The sequence below is a fragment of the Gemmata algarum genome, assembly GCF_034097035.1.
GTDB classification, from domain to species: Bacteria; Planctomycetota; Planctomycetia; order Gemmatales; family Gemmataceae; genus Gemmata; species Gemmata algarum.
In genome coordinates this window covers 1-18238 of record NZ_JAXBLV010000003.1, presented here as the reverse complement: position 1 = coordinate 18238, position 18238 = coordinate 1, and the positions used below count along the sequence as shown (strand labels likewise).

The 18238-nt window shown below is 71.0% G+C and carries 21 protein-coding genes and 1 pseudogene; 19 read left to right on the top strand and 3 right to left on the bottom strand.

The window, feature by feature from the left end:
* Window positions 1-121 precede the first annotated feature (121 nt).
* From fliD to R5W23_RS01945, 19 genes are all read left to right on the top strand, one after another.
* Entirely contained in the window at window positions 122-2140 is a 2019-nt protein-coding gene (fliD, locus tag R5W23_RS02035) for a flagellar filament capping protein FliD (RefSeq protein WP_320684880.1), read from the top strand.
* A gap of 29 nt (window positions 2141-2169) precedes the next feature.
* The gene (locus tag R5W23_RS02030; RefSeq protein ID WP_261190274.1) at window positions 2170-2592 is read left to right on the top strand and encodes a flagellar protein FliS; all 423 of its coding nucleotides are present in this window, start codon (window positions 2170-2172) and stop codon (window positions 2590-2592) included.
* Window positions 2593-2837: 245 nt separating this feature from the next.
* Window positions 2838-3563 carry a flagellar hook-basal body protein gene (locus R5W23_RS02025; RefSeq protein WP_320684879.1) on the top strand — a complete coding sequence of 242 codons (726 nt, stop codon included), beginning with the start codon at window positions 2838-2840 and terminating at the stop codon, window positions 3561-3563.
* 94 nt (window positions 3564-3657) lie between these two features.
* Window positions 3658-4449: a flagellar basal-body rod protein FlgG gene (gene flgG, locus R5W23_RS02020; protein ID WP_010037640.1), complete on the top strand. Its 792-nt coding sequence runs from the start codon at window positions 3658-3660 to the stop codon at window positions 4447-4449.
* Window positions 4450-4533: 84 nt separating this feature from the next.
* The gene (locus tag R5W23_RS02015) at window positions 4534-5379 is read left to right on the top strand and encodes a flagella basal body P-ring formation protein FlgA (protein ID WP_320684878.1); all 846 of its coding nucleotides are present in this window, start codon (window positions 4534-4536) and stop codon (window positions 5377-5379) included.
* Window positions 5376-6032, top strand: a complete 657-nt coding sequence (locus tag R5W23_RS02010) for a flagellar basal body L-ring protein FlgH (RefSeq protein WP_261190277.1) — start codon at window positions 5376-5378, stop codon at window positions 6030-6032. Before R5W23_RS02015 ends, R5W23_RS02010 begins: the two co-directional genes overlap by 4 nt.
* Before the next feature lie 180 nt (window positions 6033-6212).
* Window positions 6213-7319, top strand: a complete 1107-nt coding sequence (locus R5W23_RS02005) for a flagellar basal body P-ring protein FlgI (RefSeq protein WP_261190278.1) — start codon at window positions 6213-6215, stop codon at window positions 7317-7319.
* A gap of 91 nt (window positions 7320-7410) precedes the next feature.
* A complete protein-coding gene (locus tag R5W23_RS02000; RefSeq protein WP_261190279.1) occupies window positions 7411-7794 on the top strand; it encodes a rod-binding protein in 384 nt (127 codons plus the stop codon).
* Window positions 7733-8254: a flagellar export chaperone FlgN gene (gene flgN, locus R5W23_RS01995; protein ID WP_261190280.1), complete on the top strand. Its 522-nt coding sequence runs from the start codon at window positions 7733-7735 to the stop codon at window positions 8252-8254. The genes R5W23_RS02000 and flgN overlap by 62 nt, the downstream gene beginning before the upstream one ends.
* Window positions 8251-9939, top strand: coding sequence for a flagellar hook-associated protein FlgK (gene flgK / locus R5W23_RS01990; RefSeq protein ID WP_261190281.1), 1689 nt, complete (start codon window positions 8251-8253; stop codon window positions 9937-9939). Before flgN ends, flgK begins: the two co-directional genes overlap by 4 nt.
* Window positions 9940-10030: 91 nt before the next feature.
* Window positions 10031-10966, top strand: a complete 936-nt coding sequence (gene flgL, locus R5W23_RS01985; RefSeq protein ID WP_261190282.1) for a flagellar hook-associated protein FlgL — start codon at window positions 10031-10033, stop codon at window positions 10964-10966.
* A 121-nt stretch (window positions 10967-11087) separates the two neighbouring features.
* On the top strand, window positions 11088-11297 hold the full coding sequence (locus tag R5W23_RS01980; RefSeq protein ID WP_261190283.1) for a hypothetical protein: 210 nt from the start codon (window positions 11088-11090) through the stop codon (window positions 11295-11297).
* A gap of 37 nt (window positions 11298-11334) precedes the next feature.
* Window positions 11335-12147, top strand: a complete 813-nt coding sequence (locus R5W23_RS01975) for a hypothetical protein (protein WP_261190284.1) — start codon at window positions 11335-11337, stop codon at window positions 12145-12147.
* On the top strand, window positions 12144-13055 hold the full coding sequence (locus R5W23_RS01970) for a hypothetical protein (RefSeq protein ID WP_320684877.1): 912 nt from the start codon (window positions 12144-12146) through the stop codon (window positions 13053-13055). Before R5W23_RS01975 ends, R5W23_RS01970 begins: the two co-directional genes overlap by 4 nt.
* Window positions 13056-13266: 211 nt before the next feature.
* Window positions 13267-13779: a flagellar basal body-associated FliL family protein gene (locus R5W23_RS01965; RefSeq protein WP_261190286.1), complete on the top strand. Its 513-nt coding sequence runs from the start codon at window positions 13267-13269 to the stop codon at window positions 13777-13779.
* Window positions 13776-14627 carry a FliM/FliN family flagellar motor switch protein gene (locus tag R5W23_RS01960; RefSeq protein ID WP_261190287.1) on the top strand — a complete coding sequence of 284 codons (852 nt, stop codon included), beginning with the start codon at window positions 13776-13778 and terminating at the stop codon, window positions 14625-14627. The genes R5W23_RS01965 and R5W23_RS01960 overlap by 4 nt, the downstream gene beginning before the upstream one ends.
* Window positions 14628-14650: 23 nt before the next feature.
* Window positions 14651-15004: a FliM/FliN family flagellar motor switch protein gene (locus R5W23_RS01955; protein ID WP_261190288.1), complete on the top strand. Its 354-nt coding sequence runs from the start codon at window positions 14651-14653 to the stop codon at window positions 15002-15004.
* 309 nt (window positions 15005-15313) lie between these two features.
* Window positions 15314-15799 (top strand): hypothetical protein, encoded by a 486-nt coding sequence (locus R5W23_RS01950; protein WP_320684876.1) that lies wholly within the window; start codon window positions 15314-15316, stop codon window positions 15797-15799.
* 66 nt (window positions 15800-15865) lie between these two features.
* A complete protein-coding gene (locus tag R5W23_RS01945) occupies window positions 15866-16666 on the top strand; it encodes an NAD-dependent protein deacylase (RefSeq protein WP_261190290.1) in 801 nt (266 codons plus the stop codon).
* Between the two features lie 25 nt (window positions 16667-16691).
* On the opposite strand, the gene R5W23_RS01940 is transcribed toward R5W23_RS01945, so the two are convergent.
* The 3 genes and pseudogenes from R5W23_RS01940 to R5W23_RS01930 all read right to left on the bottom strand — a co-directional run.
* Entirely contained in the window at window positions 16692-17099 is a 408-nt protein-coding gene (locus R5W23_RS01940; protein WP_261190291.1) for a response regulator, read from the bottom strand.
* A complete protein-coding gene (gene otsB, locus R5W23_RS01935; RefSeq protein WP_320684875.1) occupies window positions 17086-17919 on the bottom strand; it encodes a trehalose-phosphatase in 834 nt (277 codons plus the stop codon). The genes R5W23_RS01940 and otsB overlap by 14 nt, the downstream gene beginning before the upstream one ends.
* A 69-nt stretch (window positions 17920-17988) precedes the next feature.
* Window positions 17989-18238 (bottom strand): annotated as a pseudogene (locus R5W23_RS01930) (trehalose-6-phosphate synthase); the annotation flags it as partial.

Below are 18238 nucleotides of genomic sequence, written 5' to 3'. Positions count from 1 at the left end.
GGGGGGGGGGGGGGGGGGGGCCCCCCCCCCCCCCCGCCCCGCTCCCGCACTCTCGCGTCGGTCGTCGTCCCGCCCACGGTTCCGCGTCCCCCGTCGCTCCCAATACCGAGGTACACCCACAATGGCCATCAGCGGCGTCAGCACCAACGGACTCAACTTCACCGGCCTGGCCACCGGTATCGACACGGCCAAGATCGTCTCCGGGCTGACCGCCCTCAGCCAGCAGCGGATCGACCGGTACAAGAGCCAGCAGGCGGACATCGCCACCAAGCAAACCGCGTTCGCCGCCCTGCAGGGCAAGCTGTTCGACCTCCAGTCGAAGACCGCATCGCTGGCCAAGACGGCGGGCGGCGCGTTCGACGGCCGGGTCGCCACCGCGTCCGATACCACCGTCGCCACCGCGGTCGCCGGCACGGCCGCGGTCGCCGGCACGTACGCGCTCACCGTCACCAGCCTGGCCAAGGGCGCCCAGGTGGCGTCCACCGGGTTCGCGGACCCGAACACCGCGCTAAAGACCGGCACCCTCAAGATCACCGTGGGCAGCGGCGCCACCACCACGGTCACCGTGGACTCCCGGAACAACACTCTCCAGGGCCTCGCCGACTCGATCAACGCGGCCGGCGGCGACGCCCGCGCGTCGGTCGTCAGCGACAGCGCCACCGGGACCTACAAGCTGCTCCTGACATCCTCCAAGACCGGGGCGACCAACCAGATCGTCACGGACGCCTCCGGGCTCACCGGCGGCACCGGCGCCGCGTTCGACCCGGCGGCCACCACCGTCCAGCTGGCCACCGACGCGAAGGTGACCGTGGGCAGCGGGGGCAACGCCCTGACCGTGTCCAGCCCGACCAACCAGGTGAACGGGCTGATCAACGGGGTCACGCTGAACGTGCTCCAGGAGAACAAGACCGTCAGCGTGACCGTCAAGCCGGACACGGACGCGACCGTCAAAGCGGTGCAGGACTTCGTCACCGCGTTCAACGGCGTCAAGGACCAGATCGCGGACCTGACCAAGTTCGACCCCGCCACCAATGCCAGCGGGGTGCTGCTCGGGGACCGCGACGTGGCGGCCCTGGCGAACGACCTGTCGTCGGCCCTGTCGACCACCATCCCCGGGCTGGGCACCGGCGCGAACCGGCTGTCGTCGGTCGGGCTCGCCTTCGACGACAAGGGCAAGCTCACGTTCGACTCGGCCAAGCTGTCCGCCGCCCTGAGCGACGGGTCCGGGACCACCCAGGCCGATTTCAAGAAGCTGTTCTCGCTGTCCGGCACCTCGGACACGGCCGGCGTCGACTTCTTCATCGGGTCGAGCGCCACGCTCGCGAGCGGGGCGACCCCGTACCAGGTGAACGTGACGGCCCCGGCCACCCGGGCGGTGGTGCTGTCGTCCGGGCCGCCGGCCGCGGTGGTCGTGGTGCCGGCCAACGCCGCGCTGCAGATCAAGATCAACTCGCTGACCGCCCTGGGGGTGTCGCTGCCGGCCGGCAGCTACAACACCACCGGCGAGCTGATCGCCGCCATCCAGAAGGCCATCAACTCGGCCCAGTCGTCGCCCGAGAACTACGTCACCGCCGCGCTCGACCCGTCCGGCAGCATCTCCCTGACCACCAACAAGTACGGGTCCGCGGCCAGCATCGCGGTCACCGGCGCGACGGTCAACGGCGTCGCGGACGCGACGCTGCTGAGCAACCTCGGGTTCAGCGGCACCGAGTCCGCGTCCGGCACCAACGTGACCGGCAACTTCGTGGCCAACGGCCAGACCGAGGCCGCGTTCGGCACCGGGCAGATCCTGGCCGGCGCGTCGGGCAACACGAACACCAGCGGCCTCCAGGTGAAGGCCACCGGGACCACGGCGGCGACCGCGAACGTGACCGTCACCCAGGGGCTGGCGAGCCGCCTCAACACCGTGCTGAACAAGTACATCGACCCGGTGAGCGGGCGGTTCAAGATCATTAACGAAGGGCTCAACGACCAGAGCACGGCCATCGGCAACACGATCGACAAGCAGAACGCGCTGCTGGAAGCCAAGACCGCCGACCTGCAGTCCAAGTTCGCCGCAATGGAGAGCGCGGTGAACAGCCTCAAGGGCCTCCAGACCCAGCTCTCGTCGCTCACCGCGTCGAGCACCAGCAACAAGTAACCCGACTGCGCCCCCAGGACGACCTCACCATGAACCTATACCGCCGCTATCAGCAGTCGGAATCCGACGCCGGATGGACCCGCATGGACCTGCTCATCGCGCTGTACGACAAGGCGCTGGAGCGGCTCGACCGGGCCGAGGCCGCCCTGGGCGCCGCGAACCCCTCGGAGGCCATGACGCTGCTGCTGAAGGTGCAGCAGATCATCATGGCGCTGGCCGACGGGGTCCGGGTCGAGGTGAACCCGGAGGCCAACACCAACATGCTCCGGCTGTACGAGCACGCGATGCACGAGGTGGCTCAGGCGACCGCCCCCGGGATCGCGAACGCGCGCAAGGTGCTCCAGACGCTCCGGCAGGGGTTCGAGGCGGTGCGCGAGGAGGCGAACGCGCTGGAGCGGTCCGGGCGCCTCTCCCCGATGGCGCGCGCCGAGGCCGTCATCGCGACCGCCTGACACCAAGTCGGGCGGGCCAGCCACCACCCGGCGCCCCCGGCGGGCGCCGCTCACGTTCCCCGATCCTCTTCAAACCGGCCTGGTAAGACAGGCAGTACCGGCGGCCCCGGCGCGTTTGACCGCGCCGGGGCCGCTCCGTTCCCGGCCCGCTCGTACCGGTCCGGTAAGAACGGGCAAAAGGAGTGAGCGCGCCGGTTGTGACGGGTCGATGAATCCTCCGGTCTCAACCCCGGGGGCGAGAACACATGATCCGCGGCCTCTACAGCGCCGGTTCCGCGCTGGTCATCGCGTCGGAACAGCAGGAAGTGACGGCGCACAACCTGGCCCACTCCACCACGCCCGGGTACCGCGAGCGCGGCCTGGTGTTCGAGAGCCTGGACCGGCACATCGGCCGCGCCGAGGAGCCGACCGGCGACATCACCGGGGCGCGCACGGTCCAGGCGTACAACGACTTCCGCCCGGGGCCGGTCCAACAGACCGGTCACCCCTACGACCTCGCGATCGGCGAACCCGACCGGTTCTTCGTCCTCAACGGCCCCAGCGGGCCGCTCTACACGCGCAACGGCTGCTTCCGCGTCGACCCCCAGGGGCGCCTGGTAAGCCAGGCCGGCTACGCGCTTCAGACCGACCAGGGCAACGTCACCATCCCCGAGGGCACCAACCGCGTGGTGATCGCCAGCGACGGCAGCATCACCGCCGACGGGCAACCCCTGGGCACGCTCCGGCTCGTGCGGTTCGCCGACACGAAGCAGCTCACCGCCGCGGGGCCGACGCTGTACACCGCGACCCCGCAGGCCGGCCGCCAGGACGCCCCGGGGCGCGTGCTCCAGGGCGCGCGGGAGGGCTCCAACGTCGAGCCCGCGGCGGCGATGGTCCGGCTCATCATCGGCGCCCGGTACTACGACGCCGCCCAGCGCGCGCTCCGCGCCCAGGCCGAATCGCTGCAACTGAACACCCGCCCGCAGACCTGAGAGACCCGGGACGCGGCGGCCGCGCCCGGACCGCCGCCGGGCGGCCCCGCGCCCCGCCGCTCGGCCGCCGCACACTCACACAAGGAGACGACCCATGATCAAGGCCCTGTTCACCAGCGCCACGGGGATGAACGTCCAGACCACCGCGATCGACAACACGTCGAACAACATCGCGAACGTCAACACCAACGGGTTCAAGAAGGGGCAGGCCGACTTCCAGGACCTGCTGTACGTGAGCCAGCGGGCGCCGGGGTCCGACGCCGCCGCCGGGCTCCAGGTGCCCACGGGGCTCCAGATCGGCAGCGGGGCCCGGGTCGCGGGCATCACGAAGGTGTTCACCCCGGGCGCGCTGGTCAACACCCAGAACCCGTTCGACGTGGCCGTCGAGGGGGAGGGGTTCTTCCAGGTGACGCTCCCGAGCGGCGAGCTGCGCTACACCCGCGACGGCGCGCTGCGGCTGAACGCGCAAGGGAACCTGGTCACCAGCGACGGGTTCCTGATCTCCCCGCAGGTGACCATCCCGACCCAGGCCGTGTCGGTGTCGGTCGGCTCCGACGGCACGATCTCGGTGCAGAACGCCGGCGCGCTGAACGCCTCGACGGTGCTGGGCCAGCTCACGCTGGTGCGGTTCCAGAACCCCGCCGGGTTGAGCGCCGAGGGGCGCAACCTGTTCGCCGAGACGGCGTCGTCGGGCACCCCGCTCATCGCCACCCCGGGCCAGAACGGCGTCGGGTTCACCCGCCAGGGGTTCCTGGAGCGGTCGAACGTGGACGTGGTGACCGAGCTGATCAACCTGATCCTGGCCCAGCGCGCCTACGAGTTCAACACCCGGGCCGTGCGCACCGCCGACAACATGCTGGCCTCGACCACGGACCTGATCCGGTAACGGCGGCGCCCCGTGGGCGCGGCCGGCCGCGCCACACGGATCGCCCTCGCGCACAGTCCCTTCTCGTTCCCGCGGAGCGCACGGATGCGGAGCTTCCGATACCTGTTGGCGGCCGTCGCGGCCCTCGCGCCGCTCGCGGCGCGGGCCGGCGACCCGGTGGTGGTCGAACTGAACCCGTCCGCGACCGTCGGCACGAACCTCATCACGGTGGGCGACGTGGCCCTCATCTCCGGCGGCGACGCCGGGAGCCGGGCGCGGGTCGCCAAGGTGGACCTCGTCGAGCTCAAGGCCCGCAGCGCGGGCACCGTCGTGGGGCGGCTGTCCGTCTGCTACCGGCTGGAGCTGGCCGGCATCGACGCGAGCACGGTGCGCGTGACCGGCGCGGACCGCGTGACGGTCACCCCGGCCCGGCGCCCGGTCACCGCGGACGAGGTGCTCGCCGCGGCCCGGGCCGAGCTGCTCCGCCACCTGCCCCCGGGCTCCGGGGCCACGGTCGAGCTCGCGCAGCCGGTCGCGGTGAAGCTCCCGGAGGTGCCCGCGGACGAGCGGGTGACGATCACCGCGAAGCCCCGCGGCCGGGCCACCGGGCGGGTGCAGATGGACGTGACGATCGCGTGCGGGGGCGAGACCCTGCTCGGGATGGCCCTGCACGTCAACGTGACGGACGGCCCGCGGGCCGACCCGCAGGTGCAACCGGCCGCGGGCACGGCGCCCGCCAACCCGAACGAGGTGCTGGTGCGGGCCCGGCAGCGGGTCGAGGTGAGCGTCAGCACCGGCGGGCTGAAGATGATCATGACCGGCGAGGCCCAGAGCGACGGGCGCCTCGGTCAGACCGTGATGGTGCAGAACGGCGAGTCGAAGAAACTGGTGCCCGCGAAGGTCACCGGGGCCGGGAAGCTCGTGATCGAACTGGGAGGTACCACGCCGTGAGGCGATTAGCATTGGCAGCGGCCCTTGCGGCGGTGGCGGCGGTCGCCACCAGCCGGGCGGACTCCCTCTGGGAGCGCCGCGACCCGCGGTACGCGCACCTGTTCCAGGACAACCGGGCCCGGGCCGTCGGCGACGTGCTCGTCGTGACCATCACCGAGAACACGGTGTCCAACGAGCAGGACGCGCGGCAGCTCAACCGCACGGCCACGTCGGGCGGCAACGTGCAGTTCTTCGGCGGCGGCAACGTCACCCCGAACAACAACGGCGGGGGCGGCGGCGGCACCGGGCTGGGCACGGTGAACTCCAGCGGCGTCGGGTTCACGCTCCCCGGCGGCTCGACCAGCCTGAACTTCAACGGGGCGGCGCAGAGCACCGTGACCCACACGTTCACCGACCGCATGGCGGTGACCGTGGTGGACATCATGCCCAACGGGAACCTGGTGGTCGAGGGGTACAAGAGCCGGGTGGTGCAGGGCGAGGAGCGGGTGCTCCGCCTCACCGGGATCGTGCGCCAGCAGGACATCGGCGTGGGCAACGTGGTCGGGTCCGGGAACGTGGCCAACTTCCGCGTCAGCTACCTGGGCCGCGGCCCGGGGAGCCGCACCACGCGGCAGAGCTACCTCGGCCGGCTCGGGAACCTGCTGCGCCCGTAAGGCAAAAGCGGTGGCGGGAATCAGAAGACAGAGGTCAGAGGACAGAAGGGCGAGGGGCACGACGGCGACCGGAGCGGGCCAGGGGGCGAACGGGGGCGACGCGCCTGATGGAGCGGCCCCTGTTTCTCCGGCCCCGGTTCGCCGCCCTCCGTTCGCTGCCCTCTTCTTCGGGGGAGACACATGTACCGGCTTCTCATCGCGGCGGCGGTCGCGCTGGCGGCGGCCTCGCAGGCGACCGCACAGGTGCGGATCAAGGACATCACCGACGTGTCCGGCGCGCGGGCGAACCAGTTGTACGGGTTCGGCCTGGTGGTCGGCCTCGACGGCACCGGGAGCCGCAGCACCTTCACCCAGCAGGTGGCGGTGGACCTGCTCCAGCGCATGGGCACCAGCACGCAGATCTTCAGCCAGCTCCCGGCCGAGTCGGTGATCCGCTCCACCAGCATCTCGGCGGTGCTGGTGACGGCCGAGATCGGGCCGTTCGCGCGGAAGGGGTCGCGGGTGGACGTGACCGTGTCCGCGATCGACGACGCCCGCAGCCTCCAGGGCGGGACGCTGATCTTCACCCCCCTGCGCGGGGCCGACGGGAACGTGTACGCGCTGGCCCAGGGGCCGCTCTCGGTCGGCGGGTTCTCGGTCACCGTCGGGGGCGGCGGGGTGCAGAAGAACCACGTGAACGTCGGGCGGGTGCCGAGCGGCGGGATCATCGAGAAGGAGGCGCCGGGCGAGCTGGTCCGCGACGGCAAGGCCACGCTCCTGCTGAAGGACCCGGACCCGAACACGGCGCGGGTCATCGCGAAGACGATCAACGACCGGTACCCGGGCACCGCGGTCGCCACCGACCCCGGGGCGGTGGCCTTGTGCCAGCCGACCGACCTGAGTAAGACCGCGACCCAGTTCATCGCCGAGGTGGGCCTGTTCGAGGTGCGCCCGGACACGACCGCGCGGGTGGTCATCAACGAGCGCACCGGGACGGTGGTGGCCGGGGAGAACGTGACCATCTCCCCGACGGCCATCGCGCACGGGAACCTGTACATCGGGGTGTCGATCACGCCGCTGATCTCGCAGCCCCCGCCCTTCTCGGGCGGCGGCACGGTGGTGGTGCCGCGGACCCAGGTGACGGGCAGCGAGCAGCAGGCCCGCCTGCTCCCGCTGCCGAAATCGACCACCGTCGCGGACGTGGCCCGCTCGATGAACGCGCTCGGGGTCACCCCGCGCGACCTGATCGCCGTGTTCCAGATGATGAAGCGGGCCGGCGCGCTGCACGCGGAAGTGGTCATCGAGTGAGCCCGCGCCGGGTTCGGGGCCGCCCCGAACCCGGCCCCCGTAACACACTTCAAACCCGCGGAGGAAAACTATGATCGGGACAGAAAGTATTATGTCCTCGGCCTCAATTTCGGCCCCGACGCTGGGCAAGCCGGGTGCTACGGTTGCGGACAAGGCCGTCGCGCGCGTCAAGGACATGGCCGGCGAGATGGAAGCCACCTTCCTCTCGATGTTGCTCAAGGAGATGCGCCAGACCCTCGACGAGGGCGAGGGCGGGGGGCTGTTCCCCGGCGACACCGGCGACGTGCAGGGCGGCCTGTTCGACCTTTACTTGGGGCGCCACCTCGCGGGGGCCGGCGGGATCGGCCTCGCGTCCGCGCTCGTTCGCCAGATGCAGGAGACCGGCGCCGCACCCAAGCCGGTAACGCACACCGATGCTCACGCTCTCAGCGCCGTCGGCTCCGGTCGAGCCGTTTCTGCACCACCTGGCGGCTGAGGAACAGTTCCTCGCCGCGGCCATCGAAAAGGGCCAGGAGCTGTACGCCGCGCTGCGGCGCGGCGCGGTCCCGGAGGCCCACGGGCTGGGCGCCGAACAGGAGCGGATCGCGGCCGGGCTGAGGGCCGCGTCCGCGGCCCGGCTGGAAGCGACCGGCGCCCTGGCCGCGTCCCTGGAACTCGCACCCGAGCGGGCCACCCTCGCGGCCCTCGCCGAGCGGCTCCCGGAGCCCCAGGCGGAGACGATCCGGGCCGCCCGTGAGCGGCTCGCCGCGCTCGCCGCCGAGCTGGACCGGATTCAGACGCGGAACGCAAATCTTCTCGGTCACCTCCGATCATTCTTTCGGGACGTGCTCGCCGACTGCGGCGTGGACGACACCCCCACCCGGTACGGCCCCTCCGGTCAGTGGCTGCCGCCGGCGTCGAATCAGCCCCTCCTGAGACGCGGAACCATCACATGACGAACAGCTACGTCATCGGCACCTCGGCCATCGCCACGGCGCAAAAGGCGCTCGACCTGATCGGCCAGAACGTCGCGAACGCGACCACCCCCGGGTACCACCGCGTGGACCCGCAGCTCGTGAGCCGCACCACCGGCCCGAACGTGACCGGCGTGGACATCGGCTCGGTCACCCGGTACTCGCTGCCGGCGGTCCGCACCGCGATCCTGACCAGCAACGGCGACCAGGGGCGGTACACGGCCCTGCTGGACACCAACCGGCAGGTCGAGACCGCGCTGGCCACCAGCCAGGGCGGGGTCGGCGACAAGCTCGAGAGCTTCTTCAACCAGGTCGAGGAGCTGACCGCCCGCCCGGACAACTTGGCGTCCCGCCGCACCATCCTGACCGCCGCCTCGGACCTCTCGAACCAGCTCAACTCGACCGCCGGCGACATCGACCGGCTGCGGTCCGACCTCGGCCGCAAGATCGGGGCCACGGTGGACCAGGTGAACACACTGGCGACCCGCATCGCGAGCCTGAACACGCAGATCCTCACGAAAGAGAACCGGGGCCTGACGGCCAACGACCTCCGCGACCAGCGCGACGTGGCCATCGACGACCTGTCGAAGCTCATCGACGTCAAAACCGTCGAGGTGCCGAGCGGGCAGATCAACGTCATCTCCGGCGACTCCGCGGTGGTGGTCGGTGAGTTCGCGAACCGGTTCACCGTGTCGCAGAACGCCAGCGACGACATCGTCATCACCGACACGACCGCGGCCCTGACCCGCAACTTCCGGTCCGGCTCGCTGGCGGGGGACGTGCAGTCCTTCAACACCGACATCCCGGCCCTGCGGGCCCGGCTCGACACGCTCGCCGGCCAGCTGATCCAGAAGGTGAACCAGGTGCAGGCGACCGGGCTCGGCTCGACGCCGATCACCAGCCTGAGCGGGACCAACCAGGCGTCGTCGGTGACCGCGCCGCTGAACGCGGCCGGGCTGCCGTTCGCGGTCCAGGCCGGGACGCTCACGGTGAGCGTGACGAACAACAACGTCTCCCCCGCGACCCGGACCAACACGGCCATCGCGATCAACCCGGCCACGCAGAGCCTGACGGACATCGCCACCGCCCTCAGCGCGGTGCCCGGGCTGGCGGCGACGGTCAACGCGACGTCCAACACCCTCAACATCCAGGCCCAGGCCGGGTACTCGTTCGAGTTCGCGGGCCGCGACTCGCTGCCGGCCGGGTCCGGCGCCGTGGCGAACACGGACACCTCGGGCCTGCTCGTGGCGCTGGGCGTGAACGGGCTGTTCGTCGGCAGCAGCGCGGCCAGCATCCGGGTCAACCCCGCGATCACCGCGGACCCGACCCTGCTCGCGGCGTCGCGGACCGGGCAGGTGGGCGACGGCACCAACCTGGAGCGGCTCGGCGCGGTCCGCGACGCGCAGGCGGTCGGCACCCGCACCCTCACCCAGGACTTCGCCGACATCGCGGCCACGCTCGGCAGCGACATCAACTCGTTCAACGACCTGCAGACCACGCAGGCCAGCGCGCTCCGCGAGCTGGCCAGCCAGGAGCAGGCCACGACCGGCGTGGACACGAACGAGGAGCTGGTCAAGCTGCTCGCGTTCCAGCGCATGATCCAGGGCGCGTCCAAGTACCTGTCCGTCGTGAACACCTCGATGGACGCCCTGTTCAACATCATCTAACCGCCCGGGCTCGCGCCCCGGGTCCGCGCCGGCGCGACCGGCGCCGGGGCCTGGCGCGCCGGCCCGCACCCCAACCAGGAGGAACTCCCCGATGAACCTGCGCGTCACGACCCTGACCCAGAACAGCAACGCCATCGCGAACATGCGGCTCCGCAGCGCGGACCTGGACAAGTACTACGCCCAGATCACCTCCGGGATCCAGGTGTCGAAGGCGTCCGACGACCCGAGCAAGTACCCGGCGCTCACGGAAGCGAAGGCCGCGTCGAACCGGCTCGACAGCTACGCCAAACAGGTCAGCGAGTCGACCGCGGTGCTGAACTCGGGGCTCTCGGCGATCCAGGACGTGAACGACATCCTGGTCCGCGCCAAGAACATCGCCCTGCAGGCGAACGACTCGAGCACCACGCCGGAGAGCCGCGAGGCGCTCGCGTCCGAGGTCGACAGCCTGCTCACCCGGGCCCTGACCACGGCCAACTCGCAGCCCGACGGCAAGTCGGTGTTCTCGGGCACGGCGATCGACACCGCCCCGTTCCGGGTGGCCACCACCGACGCCCAGGGGCGGCCGGCGAGCGTCGTGTACGACGGGGCCACCCAGCGGGCCCGGGTGGTCACCGGGCGCGGCACCACGGTCGAGACCCGGTACGTCGGCAGCGAGGTGTTCCAGCAGCCCGGGGCGGACGTGTTCGCGGGCCTGATCGCGCTGCGCGACAACCTGCGGGGCACGCTCCCGACGGGCAGCACGTTCACCCAGGCGATGAACCAGCGGGTCGCCGACCTCACCACGGCCCGGGACTCCTTGGGCGAGGCGATGGGCGAGCAGTCGTCGAACCTGGCCACGCTGGACACGCTGTCCAAAGTGATCGGCGACTCGAAGCTCGATTTCGACGGCCGGATCGGTGACCTGGCGGGGACCGACTACTCGGCCGCCATTGTGAAGATGCAGGAGGCCCAGACCTCGCTCCAGGCGATCTACGCGATCACGGCGAAGCTCGCCGACCCGGGGCTGCTCGACTTCATCGGCCGCTGAGCCGGCCCGTTCGCGCCCCGCGACAACAGCCGTTGACACGGCGCGGGCGCCCGCTTATAGCACGTGCCTTCAACGCACAAGGGAATCGCGTCTTCGCGGGCGCAGTTCGCAGGAGGCAGGCATGGACGAGGGACCAGCCGGGGGCGGCGGCCCGGTCGTGCGGGCCGCCCGCGTTCGGGTCACGGGGGAGCCGGTTCGGATCGGCGCCCCCGCCCCGGAGGGCGGGGGCCACGAACCGAAGGTACGGGTCGTCCGCGAGGGCGACCTGATCCAGGCGCTGGACGTAACCTGCACCTGCGGGGAGCGGATCCTCATCCGGTGCGAGTACTGACGGCCGATTCCAGACATTTTGCTCCAGGGAGGGAGCCGTGAACCGACGGAACATCATCCTGTCGGGCCTGTGCGCGCTCGCCGCGGTCGCGACGGGGTGTATGCCTCTGAGCGGATTGCGGCCCGCCGCACCGGTCCCGCCGCCGCTCGGCAAATCCACCCCGCCCGGCCTCGATAATGGCGGGGGCGGGGCCGGCGGGATCGTACAGGCCGGCGGGACCCAGGCCGCGGACCCCGCGGGGGGCGGGCGCGCCGATCTGGCCGGCGGCAAGACGGTGGGGGCGTACCAGCCGCCACAGCCGCCCGCGGGGGCGCTGCCGCCGCCCGGGATGTTGCCGCCCGCGGCGCCGCCGTCGCGCACGGCGGCGGCCTCGCCGGTCCCGCCCGCGCCGGCCGGCGCGGCCGGGTTAGTGGCACCGGGGGCGCCGGCGCCGCTCGGGCCGGGGCTCACCGCGCCGGGCGACGGGGGCGGGCCGAACAGCCGGGGCAACCCCACGTGGCGCGGCCGGCAGCTCGACATCGGACCCGGCGAGGTGCCCGCCGACCGGGTGTTCGAACTGACGCGGCAACTGGAGCTGGTGCTGGCCCAGAACCGCGAGCTGTCGGCCCGGATCGTCGAGCTGGAGCGCCTGGGGGCGGCCCGCGAGCAGGCCCTCATGGAGGCGCTCCGCGAGGTCGAGTCCGCGCAGGCGGAGGTGGACAAGGCGCGGGGCATCATCTCCTCGCAGAAGTCCGAACTCGCCCTGCTCCAGGACAAGATCCGGCAGATGGAGCGCGAGGACATCGAGCTCCTGCAACTGGTCATCCGGGCGCTCGAAAAGGCGCTGCCGCCCGCGGGGGGCAAGCCATGACGACGCGCCTGATGGGCTCGCTCGCGGTGCTCGCGGTGGTCACCCTCGCCGGGTGCGAGCTGATCCACAAGCACCGCGACAGGGACAAGCCGCTGCCCGGCCCGCCGACGTTCAGCCAGTACCACCTCGAGGGGTGGCAGTGGGACCGGGTGGCGCGGGTGGTCGTGCTCCCGTTCCGCAACGAGACCGGGTTCACCCGGAACGAGGCCGGGTACACGCGGGTCGGGGAAGAGGCCCGCGAGGCGTTCATCGCCGAACTGAACAAGGTCGGGCGGTTCGAGGTGATCCCGACCGCCCTGGACGACCGGGCCTACCTGGCCGCGCTGTCGCGGTGCGGCGGGCGGTTCGACGAGGTGCTGCTGTTCGACATCGCCAAGGCGACCAACGCCGACGTGGTGGTGTACGGGGTGGTGACCAACTACTCCCCGTACCCGCGCCCGCGGATGGGGCTGGTGCTCCAGGCGGTCGGCCCCGAAGAGGCGAAGGTCGTCGCCTCGGTGGACGGGCTGTGGGACACGACGGACCAGGCGATCGCCGACCGCATCCGGGTGTACTACCGGCAGCGCTCGCGTGAGCGCCCGGCGTGGGTCCGGAACCACGTGATCGCGAGCGACGACAGCTTCGCCGGCGAACTGGCCCTGGACTCGCCAAACTTGTTCCGCCGCTTCGTGAGCCGCGAAGCGGTGCTAAGCTTGCTCGGGTACCCGGTTCCCGGGGTGGTGATGGGCGCCGACGGGGCGCTGATCGACCCGGCGGCGACGTTCCCGGCGCGACGCCCGCACCTCGGGTGCAGCGAGTGCCAGCGGCTCGGCCGCGGGAAGAGCTGCACGCACCTGGGACCCACCACCCAGGTGGTCCCGGCGGTCGAGGCCGGGCCGACCGGCCAGGTGGTGCCCCCGGCCCCGTAAGGCGCCGGCGCAACGTTCAGGCGGGGCGGGCGGCCGGTTGTGGTGCCGCCCGAACCCGCACGCAGAATCGAACCGTTTCACCGCCCCCGGCCGACGCCCGGGGCGATCGAACGAGCCAACGTTACACGAAGTACGGATACTTCGGGAGCGGTCCCGCTCCACCCCGCCGCACGGACGCGACCCTGAGCATCAACGCACCAGGAGATCGCACATGGCCGCAGCCGCAACCGAAGCCGCGCCGAAGAAAAAGGGCGGCAAACTGATCCTCATCATCGTGTGCCTGATCGCTTTGGGCGGCGGGGCCATCGTCCCGATGGCGATGGGCGGGGTGCCCCCGTTCGGCAAGAAGGCCGAGGGGGAGAAGGACAAGGACAAGGCCCCGAAGAAGAAGCCGACCGAGAGCAAGACCGCGATCGTGCCGTTCGGAGACGTGGTAGTTAACCTTGTCGAAGAGCGGCAGCAACGGTATCTCCGCCTGAAGATCGCCGTTCTCGTCGACGCCGAGGCCGAGAAAGAGGTCACCGGTATGGTGACCGCGAAGAAGGCCGCGGTGAAGAGCGCCCTGATCGGCCACCTGGCCGGGAAGAGCACCAAGGACGTGAGCGGGTCGGTCGGAGTTCAGCGGATGCAGCGGGAGCTCCTCGAACGGATCGAGGAGGTCCTTTATCCCGACGGCAGCAGCCGCATCCGGGCCGTCCTGTTCGAAGAGTACGTCGTGCAATGACGCCGGCCGAGTACGACTTCCGCAAACCGCCGCCCGGGGACATCGAGCGCAACGTCACCGCGTGGCTGACGCTCGCCTGCCGCCGCACCAACGAGGCGGCGGCGCAAGCCCTGAAGTACCCCGCCACCTTCCAGATCGCGAAGGTGGAGACGCCCAGCGCGGCGTACTGCCTCGGGTTCTTCCCGGAGGGGGCGATCAGCGTGCCGCTGGCGCCGCCCGACGCGCCCGGCGGGGGGGCGCTGCTGGTGTTCCCGAACCCGGTGCTGATCGCGCTGCTGTCCGGGCTGATCGGCGAGGCCCCCGAGGCCCTGCCGGCCGACCGCGAGCCGACCCCGATGGAGTCGGCCCTGGTCCCGCACCTCGTGCGCGAGTTCTTCGTCACCCCGTTCCTCAAGAGCTGGCCCGGGGTCGAGCCGCTCGTGGTCGACATCGGCGCGCCCGCGGCCCCTGCCGCGGTGTGGACCGGGGGCAACGAGCACAACATCTTCGTCACGTTCACCCTCTCCGCCCCGTACGGCGAGCACCCGATCTACCTGCTGCTGACCCGCTCGGGCCGCTGGGAGCAGCTGGCCGCGGTCGGGCTGTCGCCGCCGGTGACGCCCGCGCCCAAGTCCGAGATCGAGTCCGTGGTGCGGGCGATGAGCGTCGAAATGAGCGTGATCCTCGGGCGCGCCGACCTCACGATGCGGGATGTGTCGGATCTAACGACCGGCGACGTGATCGTGTTCGACCAGAAGGTGACCGAGCCGCTTGACGGATTGGTCAGTGGTGCGAGAAAATTCCGGGTCTGGCCTGGGGTCGTCGGTGACCGGGCAGCCGTTGTTGTCGATACCATTACCGGCGACTGACCACCGCAAGCGTGAGACGCGACATGGCCGAAACCACTCCGACCGATCCCGCCGACCCCACGGTCGTGGCCCGTCAGGCCGAGTTCCCGCGGCTGGAGCCCCGCGCCGGCACCGGCCCGGGGAGCACCCTCGAGTCGCTGCGCGACGTGCCGATCACGATCACCGCGCGGCTCGGCCGGGCGGTGCTGCCGATCGGCGAGATCCTGACCCTCGGCCCCGGTTCCGTGGTGGAACTGGAGGAGGTCATCAGCGCGCCGGTGGAGCTGACGGTGCGCGGGGTGCCCTTCGCGGTGGGCGAGGTGGTGGTGGTCGGCGAGCACTTCGCCGTGCGGATCAAGAACCTGCTCCCGCCGACCGGCGCGAAGCCCGACGCTTGACCCGCTGGGGGGCGAGTCGTTATCGGCCGGTGCCGCCGGCTCGCCCGCACGGTTCGTACCCGTGCGAGGACGGGCCTGTTTTTGCCCGTTCGCGGGCCGGCGACCGGTTACTCTTCGCACACGTTGTTCCCGGCTCGGCCAACTCGGGCTGTCATCACGCCCGCATCTTTCTAATCAATTTGATGTCATTCTTGCGGCGGTTCTATTTCAATCCCGGAACCGCGTTGCCTTTCCCTCGCACGTGGCATTACGATGGTGCATCCGGTCCTTGAATTCGTCCCGGTGCCTTCGGAGCGAAAGGAAGAGCGTTTGGAACAGCCGCCCGCCGATCTGTTGGCCCTCCTCTCCGAAGACGAGAAGCCGCACGCCCAGTTCTGGTGGGACACGCTGCCGGCCGCGGACCGCCGGCGGGTCGCGGGGCTTTGGGACGAGCGCCTGGAGGTGTGCTTCTTCGCGCCGCAGGCGGACGAATCCGGCCGGTTGGACGGGTGGGAGCAGGTGCCGGCGGTGCGCGGCGGGCAGTTCGTGCCCGCGGCCGACGATCAGCGCAGCGACTGGATCACGGGGTACTTCGAGTACCTCCTTCAGCACCCGGAACTGGTCCTCCTTTACGATCCGTCTCACCGCAGGTTTCACATCGGCTGTAACCGGCACGCGGCGGCGCGGGCGTGCCTGTCCGTGGGTCGGGTGCCGGGCGATTTCGTGTGCCCGCGCGGCGCGGCCGACTGCCCGCTAACGCCCCTCCGCGGCGCGTCTCTGGTCCGCCGCCGGCACGCCGCGCAAGACGACCGCTGACGCCGAACGCCGCGGGCGGGCGAACCGCCCGTTCTCCCGGTGTCGGTTCTCTGAGGACCCGGACCGATGGATTCGCTCACACCGGCTGGCGAAACCCTCACCCTCGACGACGCGCGTGGCGTCGAGCGCGTCGTTGACCTGCTCCGCCGGAGCCAGAGCGTGCTGTTCATCACCGGAGCCGGGCTCTCGGCGGACTCCGGGTTGCCAACGTACCGAGGTGCCGGCGGGTTGTACGACGGCTGCGACCCCGAGGACGGTGTCCCGATCGAGTCACTACTCTCCCGAGAGGCGCTCGAGCGCCGCCCCGACCTGACCTGGAAGTACCTGTTGCAGATCGAACGGGCGTGCCGCTCGGCCGCACCGAACCGCGGGCACGAGGTGATCGCGGAGGCGGAGCGCGCGTTCGAGCGGGTGTGGGTGCTGACGCAGAACGTGGACGGCTTTCACCGCCGGGCCGGCTCCCGCAACGTGATCGACATTCACGGCGACCTGTACCGGGTTCGGTGCCTGCGGTGCCCCTACGCCGCACCGGTCGCAGACTATTCTTCGTTCACCGTTCCGCCCGCTTGTCCGCGCTGCGGCGGCACACTGCGGCCGGACGTGGTGCTGTTCGGGGAGCACCTCCCCGCGGCCCAGCTCGCAACGTACAAGAGAGAAGTCGAGCGGGGCTTCGATCTGGTTTTCTCGATCGGGACGAGGAGCGTCTTTCCCTACATCTCTGCCCCCGTACTCGACGCCTACCACTTGCACCGGTCCAGCGTCGAGATCAACCCGGGCGAGACCGACGTCTCGGAGTTCGTGACGGTCAAGCTCCCGCTCCGCGCGGCACCAGCCCTCGACGCCATCTGGCGGGCCTACCGCGGGTAAAGGTCCGGTCGCGCGAGGGGGGCGCTCAGGTGCGGCCCACGAGCAGCAGGTCGTACAGCGCCGCGGCCAGCGCACGCGGGTCGAGCGGTTTGGCGAACAGCGGGGTGCCGCTCATCCGCCGGAACGCCGACGCGGTGTACGTGCTCACCCCGCCGGACATCGCACACCGAGTCAGTTCGGGGGCCACTTGACCCAGTTCGGCGAGCAACCGCCCGCCCTGAAGCCCCGGGAACTGGAGGTCCACGAGCGCTACGTCGATGCGGCCCCGGTGCTCCTGGTACGTCACCATTGCGGCGTCGCCGTCCGCAGGCCATACGTGCCAGCCGGCGCCTTCCAACCCCCGGGCCAAGGCCGTCCGGGTGGCCGGGTCCGGGTCAACCAGCAGCACACCGGGCCGACGCTCCGCGCGGCCCTCGGCGTCAAAGGTGGTCACGGGTTGCCTCCGCTCCGGCGATCGAGTGGGTGACCCGGTCGAACGGGTTCAGCCCGCCGCACAAACGCGCGAGGTCGGCGTGCAGACGGGCCGCCGTGGGCAGTGTGTACCTCGTTCCGGTGGGTGTTTCCGGACCGACGCCGACGCTCACACCGTTCGCTGCGACGGCCGCGGCCATCGCCGGGCGGTCGTTCTCCGAGTCGCCGAAGTAAACGACGAACGTGTGCGCCGGCTGCTCGGCTAGGACCCGCCGTACCGCATCGCCCTTGTCCCAGCCGCCCCGCAGCCCGACCTCGTAGGCCTTGCACACGTCCAGCACCCGCAGCGCGGGGAACTGGGCGTGCCACCGGCCGAAGAACGCGTGGAACGCGGTTGCGGTGGGCTCCGGGGTGGCCCGGTAGTGGACCGCGAACCCGATCGGCTTGGGTTCGAGCCACACGCCGTGGAACCCGGCCAGCGCGGCACGTAAATCGGATACGGCGGCCGTCAACTGGCGCTGCTCGTCCGCCGAAACGGGTTCGACCTCAAGTGCCCCGCGGAGGTCCAGTTCGGCCCCGCCGCTGCCGCCGAAGTACAGCCCGTCGAGACCGACCATGTCACGCACGTCGGCAAGTGCCCGCCCGCTAATCACCCCGACCGACACCCCGGGGACTCGTGTGAGCCGGCGCAGCCTTGCACGGACCTGTGGCCCGAGGATCGCCAGGGCGGGGTGCGGGACGATCGGCGCGAGCGTGCCGTCATAATCAAAGAGTAAGGTCAGCGGCCGTCCCGAGCGGAACTCATGCACGGCGCTCTCGACCCAGTCGTCCCCGTCACTCATGCGACCCCTCATCACCGGGAGCGGAGCGGCGTTCGGCCGGTGCCGCGAATCGTGACCGGCTTTAGCGGTTCAACCGGCAGCGAGCCGGAGCGTGGCAAAGTAGTTTTCGCGGGCGATCTCCCGTTCGGTCGCCTCCAGAGACTCGTCCGCTTGATCGGGGACCGCCGCCGCCTCCGGGGTCGCGTCCGCAACGTCCGGAACCATTTTGCTGATCGCGGTCAGCAGCGAGCCGGCCCAGCGGTAGATGTTGTGGTCATCGACCTGGGCGCGCATGCGGCGCATGCGGCGCTCCTGCTCGGCGGCGGGCATGGTGAGGGCG

Excerpts from the sequence above, each read along its gene's own strand:
- R5W23_RS01980 (WP_261190283.1), top strand. The coding sequence starts at position 11,088 with ATGGACGAGGGACCAGCCGGGGGCGGCGGCCCGGTCGTGCGGGCCGCC.
- R5W23_RS02005 (WP_261190278.1), top strand. The coding sequence starts at position 6,213 with ATGTACCGGCTTCTCATCGCGGCGGCGGTCGCGCTGGCGGCGGCCTCG.
- R5W23_RS02025 (WP_320684879.1), top strand. The coding sequence starts at position 2,838 with ATGATCCGCGGCCTCTACAGCGCCGGTTCCGCGCTGGTCATCGCGTCG.
- R5W23_RS01955 (WP_261190288.1), top strand. The coding sequence starts at position 14,651 with ATGGCCGAAACCACTCCGACCGATCCCGCCGACCCCACGGTCGTGGCC.
- R5W23_RS01945 (WP_261190290.1), top strand. The coding sequence starts at position 15,866 with ATGGATTCGCTCACACCGGCTGGCGAAACCCTCACCCTCGACGACGCG.
- otsB (WP_320684875.1), bottom strand. The coding sequence starts at position 17,919 with ATGAGTGACGGGGACGACTGGGTCGAGAGCGCCGTGCATGAGTTCCGC.
- flgK (WP_261190281.1), top strand. The coding sequence starts at position 8,251 with ATGACGAACAGCTACGTCATCGGCACCTCGGCCATCGCCACGGCGCAA.
- flgL (WP_261190282.1), top strand. The coding sequence starts at position 10,031 with ATGAACCTGCGCGTCACGACCCTGACCCAGAACAGCAACGCCATCGCG.
- R5W23_RS01970 (WP_320684877.1), top strand. The coding sequence starts at position 12,144 with ATGACGACGCGCCTGATGGGCTCGCTCGCGGTGCTCGCGGTGGTCACC.
- fliD (WP_320684880.1), top strand. The coding sequence starts at position 122 with ATGGCCATCAGCGGCGTCAGCACCAACGGACTCAACTTCACCGGCCTG.
- R5W23_RS02030 (WP_261190274.1), top strand. The coding sequence starts at position 2,170 with ATGAACCTATACCGCCGCTATCAGCAGTCGGAATCCGACGCCGGATGG.
- flgG (WP_010037640.1), top strand. The coding sequence starts at position 3,658 with ATGATCAAGGCCCTGTTCACCAGCGCCACGGGGATGAACGTCCAGACC.
- flgN (WP_261190280.1), top strand. The coding sequence starts at position 7,733 with ATGCTCACGCTCTCAGCGCCGTCGGCTCCGGTCGAGCCGTTTCTGCAC.
- R5W23_RS02015 (WP_320684878.1), top strand. The coding sequence starts at position 4,534 with ATGCGGAGCTTCCGATACCTGTTGGCGGCCGTCGCGGCCCTCGCGCCG.
- R5W23_RS02000 (WP_261190279.1), top strand. The coding sequence starts at position 7,411 with ATGTCCTCGGCCTCAATTTCGGCCCCGACGCTGGGCAAGCCGGGTGCT.
- R5W23_RS01965 (WP_261190286.1), top strand. The coding sequence starts at position 13,267 with ATGGCCGCAGCCGCAACCGAAGCCGCGCCGAAGAAAAAGGGCGGCAAA.
- R5W23_RS01960 (WP_261190287.1), top strand. The coding sequence starts at position 13,776 with ATGACGCCGGCCGAGTACGACTTCCGCAAACCGCCGCCCGGGGACATC.